A 13862-nucleotide genomic window follows, 5' to 3' on the forward strand; every position below is an offset into this window, starting at 1 on the left:
GAGAAACGAGATGGCGGCCCAGAACGGCAAGGATCTGTTGATCAAGGTGGATATGACCGATGCCGGTCAGTTCGAGACCCTGGCGGGGCTGCGTGCCTCGCGGATATCTTTCAACGCCGAAAGCGTCGATGTCACCAGCCTGGAAAGTCAGGGCGGCTGGCGCGAATTGCTGTCTGGAGCCGGGGTGCGGTCGGCGGCAATCAGCGGCGCCGGTGTGTTTAAGGACGCGGGCAGCGACGAACGGGCACGCCAGATCTTTTTTGACGGCGAAACCCCTGATTTTCAAGTGATCATCCCTGATTTCGGCGTGGTCGAGGGGCCGTTCCAGGTGACAGCGGTCGAATATGCGGGGGTGCATGACGGTGAGGCGACCTATGAGCTGGCACTGGCCTCAGCTGGGGCGCTGACATTCACGGCGCTCTGATGGCGAACCCCTGGGCAGGCGAGGTGGCGTTGGTCATCGATGGTGAGCGGCGGGTGTTGAAACTGACGCTGGGCGCCCTGGCCGAGCTTGAGGTGGCGCTGGCTGCGGACTCGCTGGTGGCGCTGGTGCAGCGGTTTGAGGCTGGCGGATTTTCCAGCCGCGATGTGATGGCGCTGATCCTGGCCGGGCTGCGCGGCGGTGGCTGGCAGGGTGAGGACGGGGTGCTGATGAATGCCGAGATCGAGGGCGGGCCGATGGCGGCGGCGCGGGCGGCGGCGGAATTGTTGGCGCGGGCCTTTGTGGTGCCGGGTGAGACCGGATGAGCGGCTTTGACTGGCCGCTGTTGATGGCGGCGGGGCTGCGCGGGTTGCGGTTGCAGCCCGAGGCGTTCTGGCGGCTGACCCCGGCGGAATTGCGGCTGTTGCTGGGTGAGGCGGCGCAGGCCGGATCGCTGCGTCGCGCCGGGCTTGAGGCGTTGCTGGCGGCTTATCCAGACGTGCAGGCGGAGAAGGAACCGGAAGATGGATGAGATCGATAACCTGGGTGATCTGGAAACCCAAGCCGAGGCATTGAACGCGGCGCTGGGCGGGGCTGCGGATATGGCGGCGGCGTTTGACGGCGAATTGCGCCGGATGCGCGCGGCGATGAGCGAGACCGGCAAAGATGTCGCGACGCTGGAGCGGGGGTTGAGCCAGGGTTTGCGACGGGCCTTTGACGGGGTGGTGTTCGACGGGATGAAGCTTTCGGACGCGCTGCGGAGCGTCGCCAACAGCATGGTCAACACCGCCTATTCGGCGGCGGTCAAACCGGTGACAGATCAGTTCGGCGGGCTGATTGCCCAAGGGGTTGGCAGCCTGGTGCAGGGGCTGTTGCCGTTTCAGAACGGGGCGCCTTTCAGCCAGGGCCGGGTGATGCCCTTTGCCCAGGGTGGCGTGGTCAGCGGGCCGGTGGCGTTTCCGATGAGAGGCGGCAGCGGTTTGATGGGCGAGGCCGGGCCAGAGGCGATCATGCCGCTGTCGCGCGGCAGCGACGGGCGGCTCGGGGTGCGTTCCGAGGGCGGGCGTTCGGTCAATGTCGTGATGAATATCCAGACCCCGGACGCCGAGGGTTTCCGCCGTTCGCAGAGCCAGATCGCCGCCCAGATGGGGCGGGCTCTGAGCCGTGGCCAACGCAACCGTTAGGAGGCTGTGATGAATTTCCATGACGTACGGTTTCCCGCGAATCTGAGCTTTGGCTCGGTCGGCGGGCCGGAGCGGCGCACCGATATCGTGACGCTGGCCAATGGCTTTGAAGAGCGCAACACTCCCTGGGCCCATGCCCGGCGGCGCTATGACGCCGGGGTGGCGATGCGTTCGCTCGACGACGTCGAGGCACTGATTGCGTTTTTCGAGGCGCGGCAGGGGCAGATGTTCGGGTTTCGCTGGAAGGATTGGGCGGATTTCAAATCCTGTCGCGCCAATGGCGCGGTGGCGTTCGATGACCAGGTGATTGCCCAAGCCGATGGCGCCACGCAGGTATTCCAGCTGGCCAAACGCTATCGTTCGGGCGAGCAGAGCTATCTGCGGCCGCTGAAGAAACCGGTGCTGGGGTCGGTGCGTGTCGGCGTGGCGGGGGATGAGCTGCAGGAGGGGGTGCATTACCAGGTGGATGTCAACACCGGGCTGTTGACCCTGACCGAGGTGCCTGCCGCAGGGGATGAGATCACTGCTGGGTTCGAATTCGACGTGCCGGTGCGGTTTGATACCGACCGTATCCAGGTCTCGGTTGCCTCGTTCCGGGCCGGGGATGTGCCCAGCGTGCCGGTGGTCGAGGTGCGGGTATGAGTTTTCACTCCGGTCTCAAGGCGCATCTGGACACTGGCGCGACGACGCTTTGCCATGCCTGGCAGATCCGGCGCGTGGACGGCGTGGTGCTGGGTTTTACCGATCACGATCTCGACCTGAACCTGGGCGGGGTGGTTTATCGCGCCGACACCGGGCTGAGCGCCACGGCGCTGCAACAGGGCACTGGGTTGGCGGTGGACAACAGCGAGGCGCTGGGCGCGCTCAGCGATGCGGCGCTGAGCGAGGCGGATATCGAGGCCGGGCGCTTTGATGCGGCCGAGTTGACCGCCTGGCTGGTGAATTGGGCCGACACCGATCAGCGTCAGCTGGTGTTTCGTGCGACCTTGGGGGAAATCCGCCGGGCGGGCGGGGCGTTCCATGCCGAGTTGCGGGGATTGACCGAGGCGCTGAACCGCCCGTTGGGTCGGGTCTATCAAAAGCCCTGTCCGGCCGTGCTGGGGGATGCCGCCTGCGGGGTCAATCTGGCGGTGCCGGGCTATCGCTCCGAGCGGCCGGTTGAGGTGGTCGATGCGCGGCTGACATTCAGTTTCGAGAGCCTGCCGGGTTTTGATATCGGCTGGTTCCAGCGTGGCCGGGTGGAACTGCTGAGCGGCGAGGCCAAGGGGCTGAGCGGCGCGATCAAGCGCGATCGGTTCATCGACGGGCGTCGGGTGATTGAACTGTGGCAGCCGCTGCGCGCTGCGGTTGCGCCGGGCGACATGATCCGGCTGGATGCGGGCTGTGACAAACGCTTTGAGACCTGCCGGTTGAAATTCAACAACGTGCTGAATTTTCGCGGCTTTCCCGATATCCCGGGCGAGGATTGGATGCTGGCCTATCCGTCGGGTGATGGCGCGGCAACCGGCGGCAGCCGCAGATGAGCGGCGCGCAGATTGTCAGCGCCGCCCGTGGTTGGATCGGCACGCCCTATGTGCATCAGGCCTCGACCCGGGGGGCGGGCACCGATTGCCTGGGCCTGCTGCGCGGGGTCTGGCGCGAGGTGATCGGCGCCGAACCGGAGGTGGTGCCCGCCTATACCGGTGATTGGTCGGAACCGCAGGGCGATGAGGCGCTGCTGCGGGCCGCTCTGCGCCATCTGCGGCGCAAGGTGCCCGACGATCAGGCGCCGGGCGATGTGCTGCTGTTCCGGATGCGCGAAGGTGGCGTTGCCAAACATGTCGGCATTGCTGCCGAGATCGGCGCGGCCGCCAGTTTCATTCATGCCTATAGCGGTCACGCGGTGGTCGAAAGCCGGTTGAGCGCCCCCTGGCGGCGGCGCATCGCGGCGCGTTTTGCCTTTCCCGAGGAGCTTGCCTAATGGCCACAATCATACTTTCAGCGGTTGGCGCGGCGGTCGGCGGCTCAATCGGCGGCAGCGTCCTTGGCCTGTCCTCGGTTGCCATCGGTCGGCTGGCCGGGGCGACCCTGGGGCGGGTCATCGATCAGCGGCTGCTGGGGCAGGGCGCGGATGTGGTCGAGACTGGTCAGGTGGACCGGTTCCGCCTGACCGGCGCTGGCGAGGGCGATCCGGTGGCCCGGGTCTATGGCCGGATGCGGGTGTCTGGTCAGGTGATCTGGGCCTCGGCATTCGAGGAAATCGTGAGCACCTCAGGTGGTGGCAAGGGCGGGTCGCTGAAGCCGAAGACCCGGAGCTATGCCTATCAGGTCAGCCTGGCGATTGCGCTTTGTGAGGGCGAAATCTCGGGGATTGGCCGGATCTGGGCCGATGGGGCGGAAATCGCCCAGGATCTGACGGCGATCCGGGTCTATCACGGTGGCCAGGACCAATTGCCCGACCCCAAGATCGAGGCGGTCGAAGGTGCCGGGCTGGTCCCGGCCTATCGCGGCACCGCCTATGTGGTGCTGGAGGATCTGGCGTTGGAGGCCTTTGGCAACCGAGTGCCGCAGTTTTCCTTTGAAGTGATCCGTCCGGCCCCTGTGGATACGGCGGATGGTGCCGCAACCCCGGCGCAGGCGATCCGCGCGGTGGCGATGATGCCGGGCAGTGGTGAATATACCCTGGCGACCACGCCGGTCAGCTTTGACCTGGGCGCGGGAAAGGTGCGGATGGCGAATGTGAACACCGCGTCAGGCAAGGCGGATTTTGTCACCGCGTTGGATCAGCTGGAGGCCAGCCTGCCGCATTGTGACAGCGTGTCATTGATTGTCAGCTGGTTCGGCGATGATCTGCGCTGTGGTGCCTGTGACATTCGCCCCAAGGTCGAACAGGCCGAGGCCGATGGCAACGCCATGCCCTGGCAGGTGGCCGGACTGACCCGGGCGACGGCGACGCTGGTCGGGCGCGACCCGGATGATCGACCGATCTTTGGTGGCACCCCGGCAGATGCGGCGGTGATTGAATCGATTGCGGCGATGCAGGCACGCGACAAGCGGGTGATGTTCTATCCGTTCCTGCTGATGGAGCAGATGGCGGGCAATGCCCTGCCGGATCCCTATAGCGAGGCCGAGTCCCAACCGGCGCTGCCCTGGCGCGGGCGGATCAGCCTTTCCGTGGCGCCCGGTCAGCCGGGGTCGCCGGATGGCAGCGCCGCTGCGGCCAGCGAGGTGGCGGATTTCTTTGGCACCGCGGCGGCGGCAGATTTCAGCATCACAGAGGGCGCGGTCAGCTATTCCGGCCCGCCGGAATGGCGCTACCGGCGCTTCATCCTGCATTGTGCGGCACTTTGTGCAGCGGCGGGCGGGGTCGATGCGTTTTGCATCGGCTCGGAAATGCGCGGGCTGACACAGGTGCGCGGGGCGGCAAACACATTTCCCGTTGTGGCGGCGCTGAAGGCCCTGGCGGCTGAGGTGCGGGCGCTGCTGCCGGAGGCCAAGATCGGCTATGCGGCGGATTGGAGCGAATATTTCGGCTATCACCCGCAGGATGGATCGGGGGATGTGTTCTATCATCTCGACCCGCTCTGGGCCGATGCCAATATCGATTTCGTCGGCATCGACAATTACATGCCGCTGTCGGATTGGCGCGAGGGTGATGACCATGCCGACGCGGATTGGGGCAGCATCTATGATCCCGATTATCTGGCCGCCAATATCGAGGGCGGAGAGGGCTATGATTGGTTCTATCATTCGCCCGAGGCAGAGGCGGCGCAGATCCGCAGTCCGATCAGCGACGGCGCCTATGGTGAAGCTTGGGTCTATCGCTACAAGGACATCCGCAACTGGTGGTTGAACGACCACCATGACCGGATCAGCGGGATCCGCCAGGAACTGCCGAGCGAATGGGTCCCGCAGTCGAAACCGATCTGGTTCACCGAGCTGGGCTGTGCGGCAGTGGACAAGGGGACCAATCAGCCAAACCGGTTTCTCGATCCCAAATCCTCGGAAAGTGCTTTACCGAAGTTTTCCACCGGGCGGCGCGACGATGTCATCCAGCAGCGTTATCTTGAGGTGATGCACCGCTATTGGTCGGACCCGGCGCATAATCCGGTGTCGCTGGAATATGCCGGGGCGATGGTGGACATGAGCCGCGCCCATGTCTGGGCCTGGGATGCGCGCCCGTTTCCCGCCTTTCCCAATGCCGACGAGGTCTGGAGCGATGGCGCGAATTGGCGCGCCGGGCATTGGATTTCCGGCCGGGTTTGTGGGCGGCCGCTGGCGAGTGTGGTGGCCGAGATCTGCCGCGCCGCCGGGCTGGTGGATTTCGATGTTTCGGACCTTGTCGGCCATGTCAGCGGCTATGTTCAGGACGACACCGGCACGGCCCGGGCCGGGTTGCAGCCATTGATGCTGCGCTATGGCTTTGATGCGGTGGAACGCGACGGGCTGCTGCGGTTCGTGATGCGAACGGGCCGGGTTGCGGCAGCGCTGGGCGAGGATGATCTGGCGGTGACCGATGACCTGTCGGGGCGGGTCGAAGAGACCAGGGCGCCGGAGGCGGAGCTGGCCGGGCGGGTGCGTTTGCGCTTTGTCCAGGCCGAAGCCGATTTCGCGATCGTCGCCGAAGAGGCGGTGATGCCGGATGAGGGCAGCCATGGCGTCTCGGCTTCGGAACTTTCGCTGGCGATGACCCGCGGCGAAGGGCGGCAGGTGGTCGAACGCTGGCTGACAGAGGCGCGGCTGGCACGCGATACGGTGCGGATTGCCTTGCCTCCGTCGCGCCGCGATCTGGGGGCGGGCGATGTGGTGCAACTGCCGGTCGCGGATGGCGCTGGGCTGTTCCGGGTTGATCGGGTCGAGCAGGGCGCCCATCAGATGATCGAGGCGGTCCGGATCGAACCCGGGACGTATCGCCCTGTCGACATCGCCGAAGATCGGATCGCGCTGGCAAAGTTCGTGCCGCCGGTGCCGATCCTGCCGCTGTTCCTGGACCTGCCGTTGATGCGCGGTGACGAGGTGCCACATGCGCCGCATCTGGCGGTCACCGGAGATCCCTGGCCGGGGACTGTGGCGCTTTATTCATCGGATGCGGATGCCGGGTATGTGCTGAATTCCGAGATTACCCGGCGGGCGACCATCGGGGTGACTCAATCGGCGCTGAGCGCGGCGCCGCCGGGGTTGATCGACCGGGGCGCGGGGGTGAGCGTGCGGCTGACCAGTGGGGCGCTGTCCTCGATCAGCGATGACGCCCTGTTGGCGGGGGGCAATCTGCTGGCCATCGGTGATGGAACTTCGGGCCATTGGGAGCTGCTGCAGTTTCGCGACGCGGTGCTGACCGGGCCGCAGACCTGGCTGCTGAGCCACCGCTTGCGCGGCCAGCTTGGCAGCGATGCGCTGATGCCGAGTGTCTGGCCGGTTGGCAGTTGGGTGGTGCTGCTGGATGGCGGGCCGACACAGATTGCCCTGAGTCCGGCGCAGCGCCGTCAGGCCCGGCATTATCGCAGCGGCCCGGCGCAGCGGCCCTATGATGACCCGTCTTATCGCCATGACATTCTGGCCTTTGACGGCATCGGCCTGCGCCCCTTTGCGCCGACGCATCTGACCGGCGTCTGGTCGGGCGGCGACTTGGGGTTGAGCTGGATTCGGCGCAGCCGGATCGAGGGCGACAGCTGGGATGGGCTGGAGGTGCCGCTGGGCGAGGAGCGGGAGCTGTACCTGTTGCGCATCCTGCAGGGTGGCACGCTGCTGCGCGAGGAGCAGAGTGAGGCGCCGGTCTGGACCTATACCGAGGCGACGCAGACCGCCGATGGGCTGGCACCGGGCCTGTTCGAGGTGCAGGTCGCCCAGGTTTCGGCGGTTTTCGGGCCCGGCTTGTTTCGGGTTCTGACGCTGTCGGCCTGAGCCGCTCGGACATCTCGAAACGGAATTTTGCGCATCACCGCTTTGCGTTGTCTCCCGGCGCGCCTATCTGCTAGATTGCCACTGAGGGCGCGAAAGGACGACAATGGCCGAGACACGCACAAAATTGGCAAAGCTGGACCCGGTCTGGGCCCGGATCACCACCGAGGCCGAACAGGCCATCCGTGACGAGCCCCTGCTGGGCGGGTTGATCCATGCCTCGGTTCTGCACCATCCGTCGCTGGAACGGGCGCTGGCCTATCGGATTTCGGCCAAGCTGGCCTCGCATGAGATGTCTGAACAGATTCTGCGCGAGATCTGCGATGAGGCGCACGGTGCCGATGCCATGCTGGCAGATGCGGCGCGCGCCGATATCGCGGCGGTCTATGACCGTGATCCGGCCTGCCATAGGCTCTTGCAACCGGTGTTGTATTTCAAGGGCTTCCAGGCGGTTCAGTCGCATCGCGTCGCGCATTGGCTGTGGCGCAATGGGCGCCACGACCTGGCCTATTATTTCCAGATGCGGGTGTCCGAGGCCTATGGCGTCGACATCCATCCGAATGCCGAGATCGGCCGCGGCATCATGATCGACCACGCCCATTCCATCGTCATTGGCGAAACCGCGGTGGTTGGCGACAATGTTTCGATGCTGCATTCGGTGACGCTTGGCGGCACCGGCAAGGAAGACGAGGACCGTCATCCCAAGATCGAAGACGGTGTGTTGATCGGCGCCGGGGCCAAGGTGCTTGGCAATATCACCATCGGCCATTGCTCGCGAATTGCCGCCGGGTCGGTGGTGCTGGAAGATGTGCCGCCCTGCAAGACCGTGGCAGGGGTGCCAGCCCGTATCGTCGGTGAGGCCGGCTGCGCCCAGCCGGCGCAGAGCATGGATCAGCTGATCGGCCTGTGAAGGCTGAGCAGTAGGATGCAGAACTGTTGAATATCAGGGCCTTGGCCCTGATTTATTCACCTGTCGCGTGAAGGAATGGGTCTGGTCGCCGCGCGCACATCCGGCAAGGTGATATTGGCCACCTGTTCGGCGATCGGATCGACCGACAGCGGGTGGGTTTCCTTTTGGTAGTCCGCCGGGTCACGCATTTTCTGCCATTTGCCGTCGACGAAAAGCTCAAGCCCGGCGAAATTCGCCTTGTAGCCCATTTTCGACGACCCCGGCACCCAATAGCCCAGATAGACGTAGGGCAGTGCCGCCTCGCGGGCCAGGTCGACATGATCAAGGATCAAATAGGTGCCGAGCGACTCTCTGGTTCGGGTCGGGTCATAGAACGAATAGACCATCGACAGGCCGTCATCCAGCACATCGGTCAGGGACACCGCGACCAATCCATCCTCGGGATGGTGGTATTCCATCACCCGCGAGCGGATCGGCGTTTCTTCGATCATCGCGGCGAATTCGAACACATCCATGTCGGCCATGCCGCCATCGGCGTGCCGGGAATCGAGATAATCGCGGAACAGGTCGTATTGCTCTTCGGTGGCCCAGGGCGATGTCGCAGTGCGAGTCAGCCGGGCATTGCGCTGGCGGCTGCGGCGCTGGCTGCGTGATGCGGTGAAGGTCGAGACGTTGATCCGGGCCGACAGGCAGGCGGCACAATCGGCGCAGGAGGGCCGGTAAAGTACGTTTTGTGACCGGCGAAACCCTTGTTTTGAAAGGCAATCGTTCAGCCGCTCTGCGTTGTCACCATGCAGGGAGGTGAACAGCTTACGCTCCATCCGCCCGTCCAGATAGGGACAGGGTTGCGGGGCCGTGACATAGAATTGCGGTGCGAGTGGTAATGTATGGCGCATGATATTAATTCGCAGATTTCGGTCTTGACGTTAGCAGCGTGTCGGTCTTGCGCCAAGAAAAGAGTTTGCGTGTGGTTTCGCGGGGGCAAGGATTGGCCTCAGGGCCCGCAACCCGGCGATCAGGCCGGGCGATTGATCGCCACGGTCCCGAGCATATGATCACTGAGCCCCTGGCCGCGCGACGAGGTCAGCATCAAGGCGATCGACAGCAGTTGCAGCACCGGCAGCGCCATCGACAAGCTGTAGCCCAGCGTATGCCAGAAAGCGCCAGCACCATCGAGCCGGGCACCATCGGCCTGACGCAGATCAATCGCAAACAGCCGCATCCCCCAGGTGGCCGAACCGAGGGTCAAAGTCGCCCAGCGATAGACAAAACCGACCACGAGCATCAGCGCTGGAAAGAAAAACAGCCCGGTAAAGGCGGTAAACGGCAGGATCAGCAGGCAGAGCACCAGGATCAGGCCGGTATCGAGCAGCCAGGCCAGCAGGCGCTTTAGGGGCACCCCGGCGTAGAATTCCGGCTGATAATCGGGATCGGGCAAGCCCTGCGGTTCGGCATACATCTCAAGGTCGCTTTGCTGAAAAACCAATGATTGCGCGCCGCCCCGATGATTGGGGGCGGCGCGGGTGTCGGATCAGGCGTCCCGACGATCGTCGGCCGGTTCCTGGCGTGCGCGTTGGGCGCGGTCGTCCATGAATTCGTCGAATTCGGCCTTGTCCTTGGCGTCGCGCAGGCGCTGGAGGAAGGCCTCAAAGGCTTCCTGTTCCTGTTCCAGCCGTTGCAGCGTTTCGGATTTATAGGCGTCAAAGGCGGTGTTGCCGCTGGTCTTCATCGCAGCATAGCCGGACCGGCGCATATGGTGGTGACGTCCGTGTTGGCGGCAGGATTTCGAAAACATGCGTTTGCTCCAGATCATATAGGCGAGAAGGGCGAGGCCGACCGGCCAGAAGAAGACAAAGCCAAGGACCATGGCCGCAATCCATGCGCCTCGGCCTTTGTTGTCGAGCCAGGCCTCACTCTTGCCCAGCCAGCTGGTCGCGCGGTCGCTGCCGTAAGTGGTGGCGGATGCGGGGGTCATTGTGGCGTTCTCCGTGTTTGTTTGATGTAAATGCTATTCACATCACCAAAATGGGAGGCCGGGGCGGGTCCTGCAAGGGTTGATGTAAATATTTTTTACATTTTGGCAAAAGACCGGGTTGAGAACTGATTGATGGTCTGTGGTCGTGGAGCATGGACAGGCAACCCGCGTCCGGCGTCGACATGGCATTGACCCGCCCGCGCCGCGGTCGCAATGTGCGCCATGACTTTCGCCAGCCGCATGACCCGTTGCCCACGCCCCCATGACCGCGACCGCGGTGATGAGGCGGCTGCGGCGTTGCCTGGATTGGACCAGGCGGTAACCGACCTGTTGCGCGGAGCGGGCGGCTGTAGCCCGTTTCTGTCGGGATTGATCGTAAGGGAATCCAACTGGTTATCTGAGGTTCTTGATGCACCGGAGGCCGGTTTCGACGCGCTGATGGCGGATCTGGATGAGGGCGCGGCGGACCAATTGGCCACGCGCTTGCGGCAGGCCAAGCGCCGGGTTGCGCTGCTGATTGCGCTGGCCGATCTGGGCGGCGTCTGGCCGCTGGAACAGGTCACCGGACGGTTGAGCGATTTCGCCGACCGCGCCACCGATCTGGCGATGAAAGCGGCGCTGGCGCATGAGATTCGACGCGGCAAATTGCCGGGGATGGGGGAGGACGACCTGGCCACCGGCGCCGGGATGGTGGCCTTTGCCATGGGCAAGATGGGTGCTGGAGAGCTGAACTATTCTTCCGACATCGACTTGATCGTGCTGTTTGATGAGACCCGCTTTGACCCGGAGGTCTTTGCCGAGGCGCGCCAGGCGCTGATCCGCGCCACCAGGAATATGGCCGCAACCCTGTCGGACATCACCGGTGAGGGCTATGTGTTTCGCACCGATTTGCGGCTCAGACCGGATCCGGCGGTGACCCCGGTTTGCCTGGGGATGGAGGCTGCGGAACGCTATTACGAAAGCCTGGGCCGGACCTGGGAGCGCGCCGCTTGGATCAAGGCGCGGGCTTGTGCGGGCGATCTGCAGGCGGGCGCGCGGTTTATCAATGATCTGCGCCCCTTCGTCTGGCGGCGGCATCTGGATTTCGCCGCCATTCAAGACGCCCATGACATGCGGATGAAAATACGCGATCACAAGGGATTGCATGGCGCAATTGATCTGCCGGGCTTTGATATGAAACAGGGCACGGGTGGCATCCGGGCGATTGAATTCTTTGCCCAGTTCCATCAAATCGTCGCCGGTGGCCGCGATCCCGATCTGCGCCTGCGCGGCACCGTTCCGGCGCTGGCGGCATTGGCAGAAAAAAACTGGATTCCAGAGAATTTGGCGACATTCCTAAGCCATTCCTACCGGGCCCATCGCGAGGTGGAACATCGGGTGCAGATGATCAATGACGCCCAGACCCACGCGCTGCCACAAAATGATGAGGGCTTTGCCCGGCTGGCCGCCTTCATGGACCGCGATGTCGGTGAACTGCGGGCCGAGATTTCCGCCCGGCTGGCCGAGGTGCATGCCCAGACCGAAGGCTTTTTCGACCGCGACAAGGCGCTGCGCCGGTCCTCGGCGCCCGCTGCTCTGCCAGAGGTCGATTTCGACAAGGCGCTGATCGCCCGCTGGCATGGCTATCCGGCGCTGCGCTCGACCCGCGCCCAGCGGATATTCGAACGCCTGAAGCCGGAAATCCTGACCCGGCTGGCCCGTGCCGCCCGGCCGGAAGAGGCGCTGGTGGCCTTTGACGGCTTTCTCGCCGGGCTGCCCGCTGGGGTGCAGCTGTTTTCGCTGTTTGATGCCAATCCACAGCTGATCGACCTGCTCGGCGACATAGTCGGCACCGCGCCGGAGCTGGCGCTCTATCTGTCGCGCAATGCCGGGGTGTTCGACGCGGTGATCGGCGGCGGTTTCTTTGCCGATTGGCCGGGTGTCACCGCGCTCAGCGAGGAATTGACGGCGGTGCTGGCGGAAGAGGCGGATTATGAGCGCAAGCTCGACACCGCCCGCCGCTGGCAGAAGGATTGGCATTTCCGTATCGGGGTGCATCATCTGCGCGGGTTGAGCGATGCCCGCGCCGCCGGGGCCGAATATGCCGAACTGGCCGAAGCGGTGCTGCGCGGGGTCTTTCCGGTGGTCACCGCGCATTTCGCTGAAAAACATGGCAGCCCGCCAGGGCGCGGCGCGGTGGTTCTGGGAATGGGATCGCTGGGCGCCGGGCGGCTGAACGCGCGTTCGGACCTCGATCTGATCGTGATCTATGACGCCGGCGCGGTTGAGCAATCCAGCGGCCGTCGACCGCTGCCCGCGCGCAGCTATTACGCCCGCTTGACCCAGGCGCTGGTCACCGCGCTGTCGGCGCAGATGGCGCAGGGGCGGCTCTATGAGGTCGATATGCGGCTGCGCCCCTCGGGCAATCAGGGTCCGGTCGCCACCTCCTGGCCTGCGTTTCGCGCCTATCAATCCGAAGAGGCCTGGGTGTGGGAACATCTGGCGCTGACCCGGGCCCGGATCGTGGCGGCGGTTGGCACGGCGGGTGCCGACCTCGGGACAGAGGTGACGGCGTTGCGCGATACCCTGCAGGCGCGGCGCCGGGATCGCGACGAGGTGTTGACGGCGGTGGCCGAAATGCGTGCCCGGATCATGCGCACCGGGCGCAGCCCGGACGCCTGGGAGGTCAAGACCGGCCCGGGCCGCAATCAGGAGATCGAGCTGATCGCCCAGGCCGGGGCGCTGATCGGCGGGGTGCCCTCGGGGCCGATGGTGACCGGGCTCGACGGCGCGGTGCGCGACGGCTGGCTGACGCCCGAGGGGCGTGAGGCGCTGGTTGCCGCCTATGACCTCTGCTGGCAATTGGGCCAGGTGGCAAAATTGCTGAGCGACCGGCCGCTGGATCCGGATCTGATCGGGGCTGGCGGGCGCGATCTGCTGTTGCGCGAAACCGGGGCCAGTGACATTACCACGCTGGAACAGCGGTATCTGGCGGTGACGGCGCGGGCGGCCGAGGTGATCGACGCGGCGCTGGCCGGTTATGGAGAGAAGGGTGGACATGAGCAAATCCGGTGACAGTGACGATCCCAAGGGGTTGATCCGCGAAGCCTATCGGATCGAGGCGATTGGCATGGCCGAATGCCGGTCGATCTTTGTCGATTGGGCACTGAGCCTGCCGGAGGGCGCCGACACCGATGACAGCCTGAGCCGGTTGATCGCGCGCCACGGTGACGCGGTGCCAGATCATCCGATGAGCGTCATACTGCGTGAGGGTCTGGACGACCCGACGCCGCGCGGGCGGCGCGGTGGGCGGCGCGGGCGGTTGCAGTAGCCCGCCTCTCAGCGCGATGTTGGGGGCGCTGCCCCCGCCGGGCCTGCGGCCCGACTCCCCCGGAATATTTTTGGCAAGATGAAGCGGGCAGGTCGGCGTGGTCTGGGTTTGTGGTCTGGATTTCCCGGCGACTAAAGCGTCCCGCCTTTAACCTGCGACATATCCGGCAGCAGTGAAGTAATTCC

At 64.8% G+C, this 13862-nt stretch carries 14 protein-coding genes; 11 read left to right on the forward strand and 3 right to left on the reverse strand.

The genetic code is table 11. The features are described 5' to 3' along the window. Positions 1 to 10: 10 nt before the first annotated feature. The 9 genes from P1U48_RS05565 to cysE all read left to right on the forward strand — a co-directional run bounded on the left by P1U48_RS05565 (position 11) and on the right by cysE (position 8392). Positions 11 to 424, forward strand: a complete 414-nt coding sequence (locus P1U48_RS05565) for a phage major tail protein, TP901-1 family (RefSeq protein ID WP_301067882.1) — start codon at positions 11 to 13, stop codon at positions 422 to 424. Next, positions 424 to 747 carry a gene transfer agent family protein gene (locus P1U48_RS05570; protein ID WP_301067883.1) on the forward strand — a complete coding sequence of 108 codons (324 nt, stop codon included), beginning with the start codon at positions 424 to 426 and terminating at the stop codon, positions 745 to 747. The genes P1U48_RS05565 and P1U48_RS05570 overlap by 1 nt, the downstream gene beginning before the upstream one ends. Beyond that, positions 744 to 953, forward strand: a complete 210-nt coding sequence (locus P1U48_RS05575) for a rcc01693 family protein (protein ID WP_301067885.1) — start codon at positions 744 to 746, stop codon at positions 951 to 953. The genes P1U48_RS05570 and P1U48_RS05575 overlap by 4 nt, the downstream gene beginning before the upstream one ends. After that, entirely contained in the window at positions 946 to 1605 is a 660-nt protein-coding gene (locus tag P1U48_RS05580) for a phage tail tape measure protein (protein ID WP_301067887.1), read from the forward strand. Before P1U48_RS05575 ends, P1U48_RS05580 begins: the two co-directional genes overlap by 8 nt. 9 nt (positions 1606 to 1614) lie before the next feature. Beyond that, the gene (locus P1U48_RS05585; RefSeq protein WP_301067888.1) at positions 1615 to 2247 is read left to right on the forward strand and encodes a DUF2460 domain-containing protein; all 633 of its coding nucleotides are present in this window, start codon (positions 1615 to 1617) and stop codon (positions 2245 to 2247) included. Next, positions 2244 to 3128, forward strand: coding sequence for a DUF2163 domain-containing protein (locus tag P1U48_RS05590; RefSeq protein WP_301067889.1), 885 nt, complete (start codon positions 2244 to 2246; stop codon positions 3126 to 3128). Before P1U48_RS05585 ends, P1U48_RS05590 begins: the two co-directional genes overlap by 4 nt. Next, entirely contained in the window at positions 3125 to 3565 is a 441-nt protein-coding gene (locus P1U48_RS05595) for an NlpC/P60 family protein (protein WP_301067891.1), read from the forward strand. Before P1U48_RS05590 ends, P1U48_RS05595 begins: the two co-directional genes overlap by 4 nt. Further along, complete coding sequence (locus P1U48_RS05600) at positions 3565 to 7485, forward strand: glycoside hydrolase/phage tail family protein (RefSeq protein ID WP_301067892.1); 3921 nt, start codon at positions 3565 to 3567, stop codon at positions 7483 to 7485. The genes P1U48_RS05595 and P1U48_RS05600 overlap by 1 nt, the downstream gene beginning before the upstream one ends. A 103-nt stretch (positions 7486 to 7588) precedes the next feature. Further along, on the forward strand, positions 7589 to 8392 hold the full coding sequence (gene cysE, locus P1U48_RS05605) for a serine O-acetyltransferase (RefSeq protein ID WP_301067893.1): 804 nt from the start codon (positions 7589 to 7591) through the stop codon (positions 8390 to 8392). A gap of 56 nt (positions 8393 to 8448) precedes the next feature. Here cysE and P1U48_RS05610 read toward each other — a convergent pair whose 3' ends face one another. From P1U48_RS05610 to P1U48_RS05620, 3 genes are all read right to left on the reverse strand, one after another. Continuing rightward, positions 8449 to 9288 carry an arginyltransferase gene (locus P1U48_RS05610; RefSeq protein WP_301067894.1) on the reverse strand — a complete coding sequence of 280 codons (840 nt, stop codon included), beginning with the start codon at positions 9286 to 9288 and terminating at the stop codon, positions 8449 to 8451. Positions 9289 to 9407: 119 nt separating this feature from the next. Next, complete coding sequence (locus P1U48_RS05615; protein ID WP_301067895.1) at positions 9408 to 9851, reverse strand: RDD family protein; 444 nt, start codon at positions 9849 to 9851, stop codon at positions 9408 to 9410. A gap of 72 nt (positions 9852 to 9923) precedes the next feature. Next, positions 9924 to 10367 carry a DUF2852 domain-containing protein gene (locus tag P1U48_RS05620; RefSeq protein ID WP_301067896.1) on the reverse strand — a complete coding sequence of 148 codons (444 nt, stop codon included), beginning with the start codon at positions 10365 to 10367 and terminating at the stop codon, positions 9924 to 9926. Positions 10368 to 10589: 222 nt separating this feature from the next. Between P1U48_RS05620 and P1U48_RS05625 the strand changes: the two genes are divergently transcribed. Together P1U48_RS05625 and P1U48_RS05630 are read left to right on the forward strand one after the other, a co-directional pair. Then, positions 10590 to 13421 carry a bifunctional [glutamine synthetase] adenylyltransferase/[glutamine synthetase]-adenylyl-L-tyrosine phosphorylase gene (locus tag P1U48_RS05625; RefSeq protein ID WP_301067898.1) on the forward strand — a complete coding sequence of 944 codons (2832 nt, stop codon included), beginning with the start codon at positions 10590 to 10592 and terminating at the stop codon, positions 13419 to 13421. Further along, a complete protein-coding gene (locus tag P1U48_RS05630) occupies positions 13405 to 13677 on the forward strand; it encodes a hypothetical protein (protein WP_301067900.1) in 273 nt (90 codons plus the stop codon). Before P1U48_RS05625 ends, P1U48_RS05630 begins: the two co-directional genes overlap by 17 nt. Positions 13678 to 13862 lie beyond the last annotated feature (185 nt).

This window comes from Pseudooceanicola sp., from assembly GCF_029213205.1.
In the GTDB taxonomy this organism is placed as follows: Bacteria; Pseudomonadota; Alphaproteobacteria; order Rhodobacterales; family Rhodobacteraceae; genus Pseudooceanicola.

Bases quoted from the DNA above. Each gene is read 5' to 3' on its own strand.
- P1U48_RS05590 (WP_301067889.1), top strand. From the start codon at position 2,244: ATGAGTTTTCACTCCGGTCTCAAGGCGCATCTGGACACTGGCGCGACG.
- P1U48_RS05610 (WP_301067894.1), bottom strand. From the start codon at position 9,288: ATGCGCCATACATTACCACTCGCACCGCAATTCTATGTCACGGCCCCG.
- P1U48_RS05595 (WP_301067891.1), top strand. From the start codon at position 3,125: ATGAGCGGCGCGCAGATTGTCAGCGCCGCCCGTGGTTGGATCGGCACG.
- P1U48_RS05580 (WP_301067887.1), top strand. From the start codon at position 946: ATGGATGAGATCGATAACCTGGGTGATCTGGAAACCCAAGCCGAGGCA.
- P1U48_RS05570 (WP_301067883.1), top strand. From the start codon at position 424: ATGGCGAACCCCTGGGCAGGCGAGGTGGCGTTGGTCATCGATGGTGAG.
- cysE (WP_301067893.1), top strand. From the start codon at position 7,589: ATGGCCGAGACACGCACAAAATTGGCAAAGCTGGACCCGGTCTGGGCC.
- P1U48_RS05625 (WP_301067898.1), top strand. From the start codon at position 10,590: ATGACTTTCGCCAGCCGCATGACCCGTTGCCCACGCCCCCATGACCGC.
- P1U48_RS05585 (WP_301067888.1), top strand. From the start codon at position 1,615: ATGAATTTCCATGACGTACGGTTTCCCGCGAATCTGAGCTTTGGCTCG.
- P1U48_RS05575 (WP_301067885.1), top strand. From the start codon at position 744: ATGAGCGGCTTTGACTGGCCGCTGTTGATGGCGGCGGGGCTGCGCGGG.
- P1U48_RS05565 (WP_301067882.1), top strand. From the start codon at position 11: ATGGCGGCCCAGAACGGCAAGGATCTGTTGATCAAGGTGGATATGACC.
- P1U48_RS05630 (WP_301067900.1), top strand. From the start codon at position 13,405: ATGAGCAAATCCGGTGACAGTGACGATCCCAAGGGGTTGATCCGCGAA.
- P1U48_RS05615 (WP_301067895.1), bottom strand. From the start codon at position 9,851: ATGTATGCCGAACCGCAGGGCTTGCCCGATCCCGATTATCAGCCGGAA.
- P1U48_RS05600 (WP_301067892.1), top strand. From the start codon at position 3,565: ATGGCCACAATCATACTTTCAGCGGTTGGCGCGGCGGTCGGCGGCTCA.
- P1U48_RS05620 (WP_301067896.1), bottom strand. From the start codon at position 10,367: ATGACCCCCGCATCCGCCACCACTTACGGCAGCGACCGCGCGACCAGC.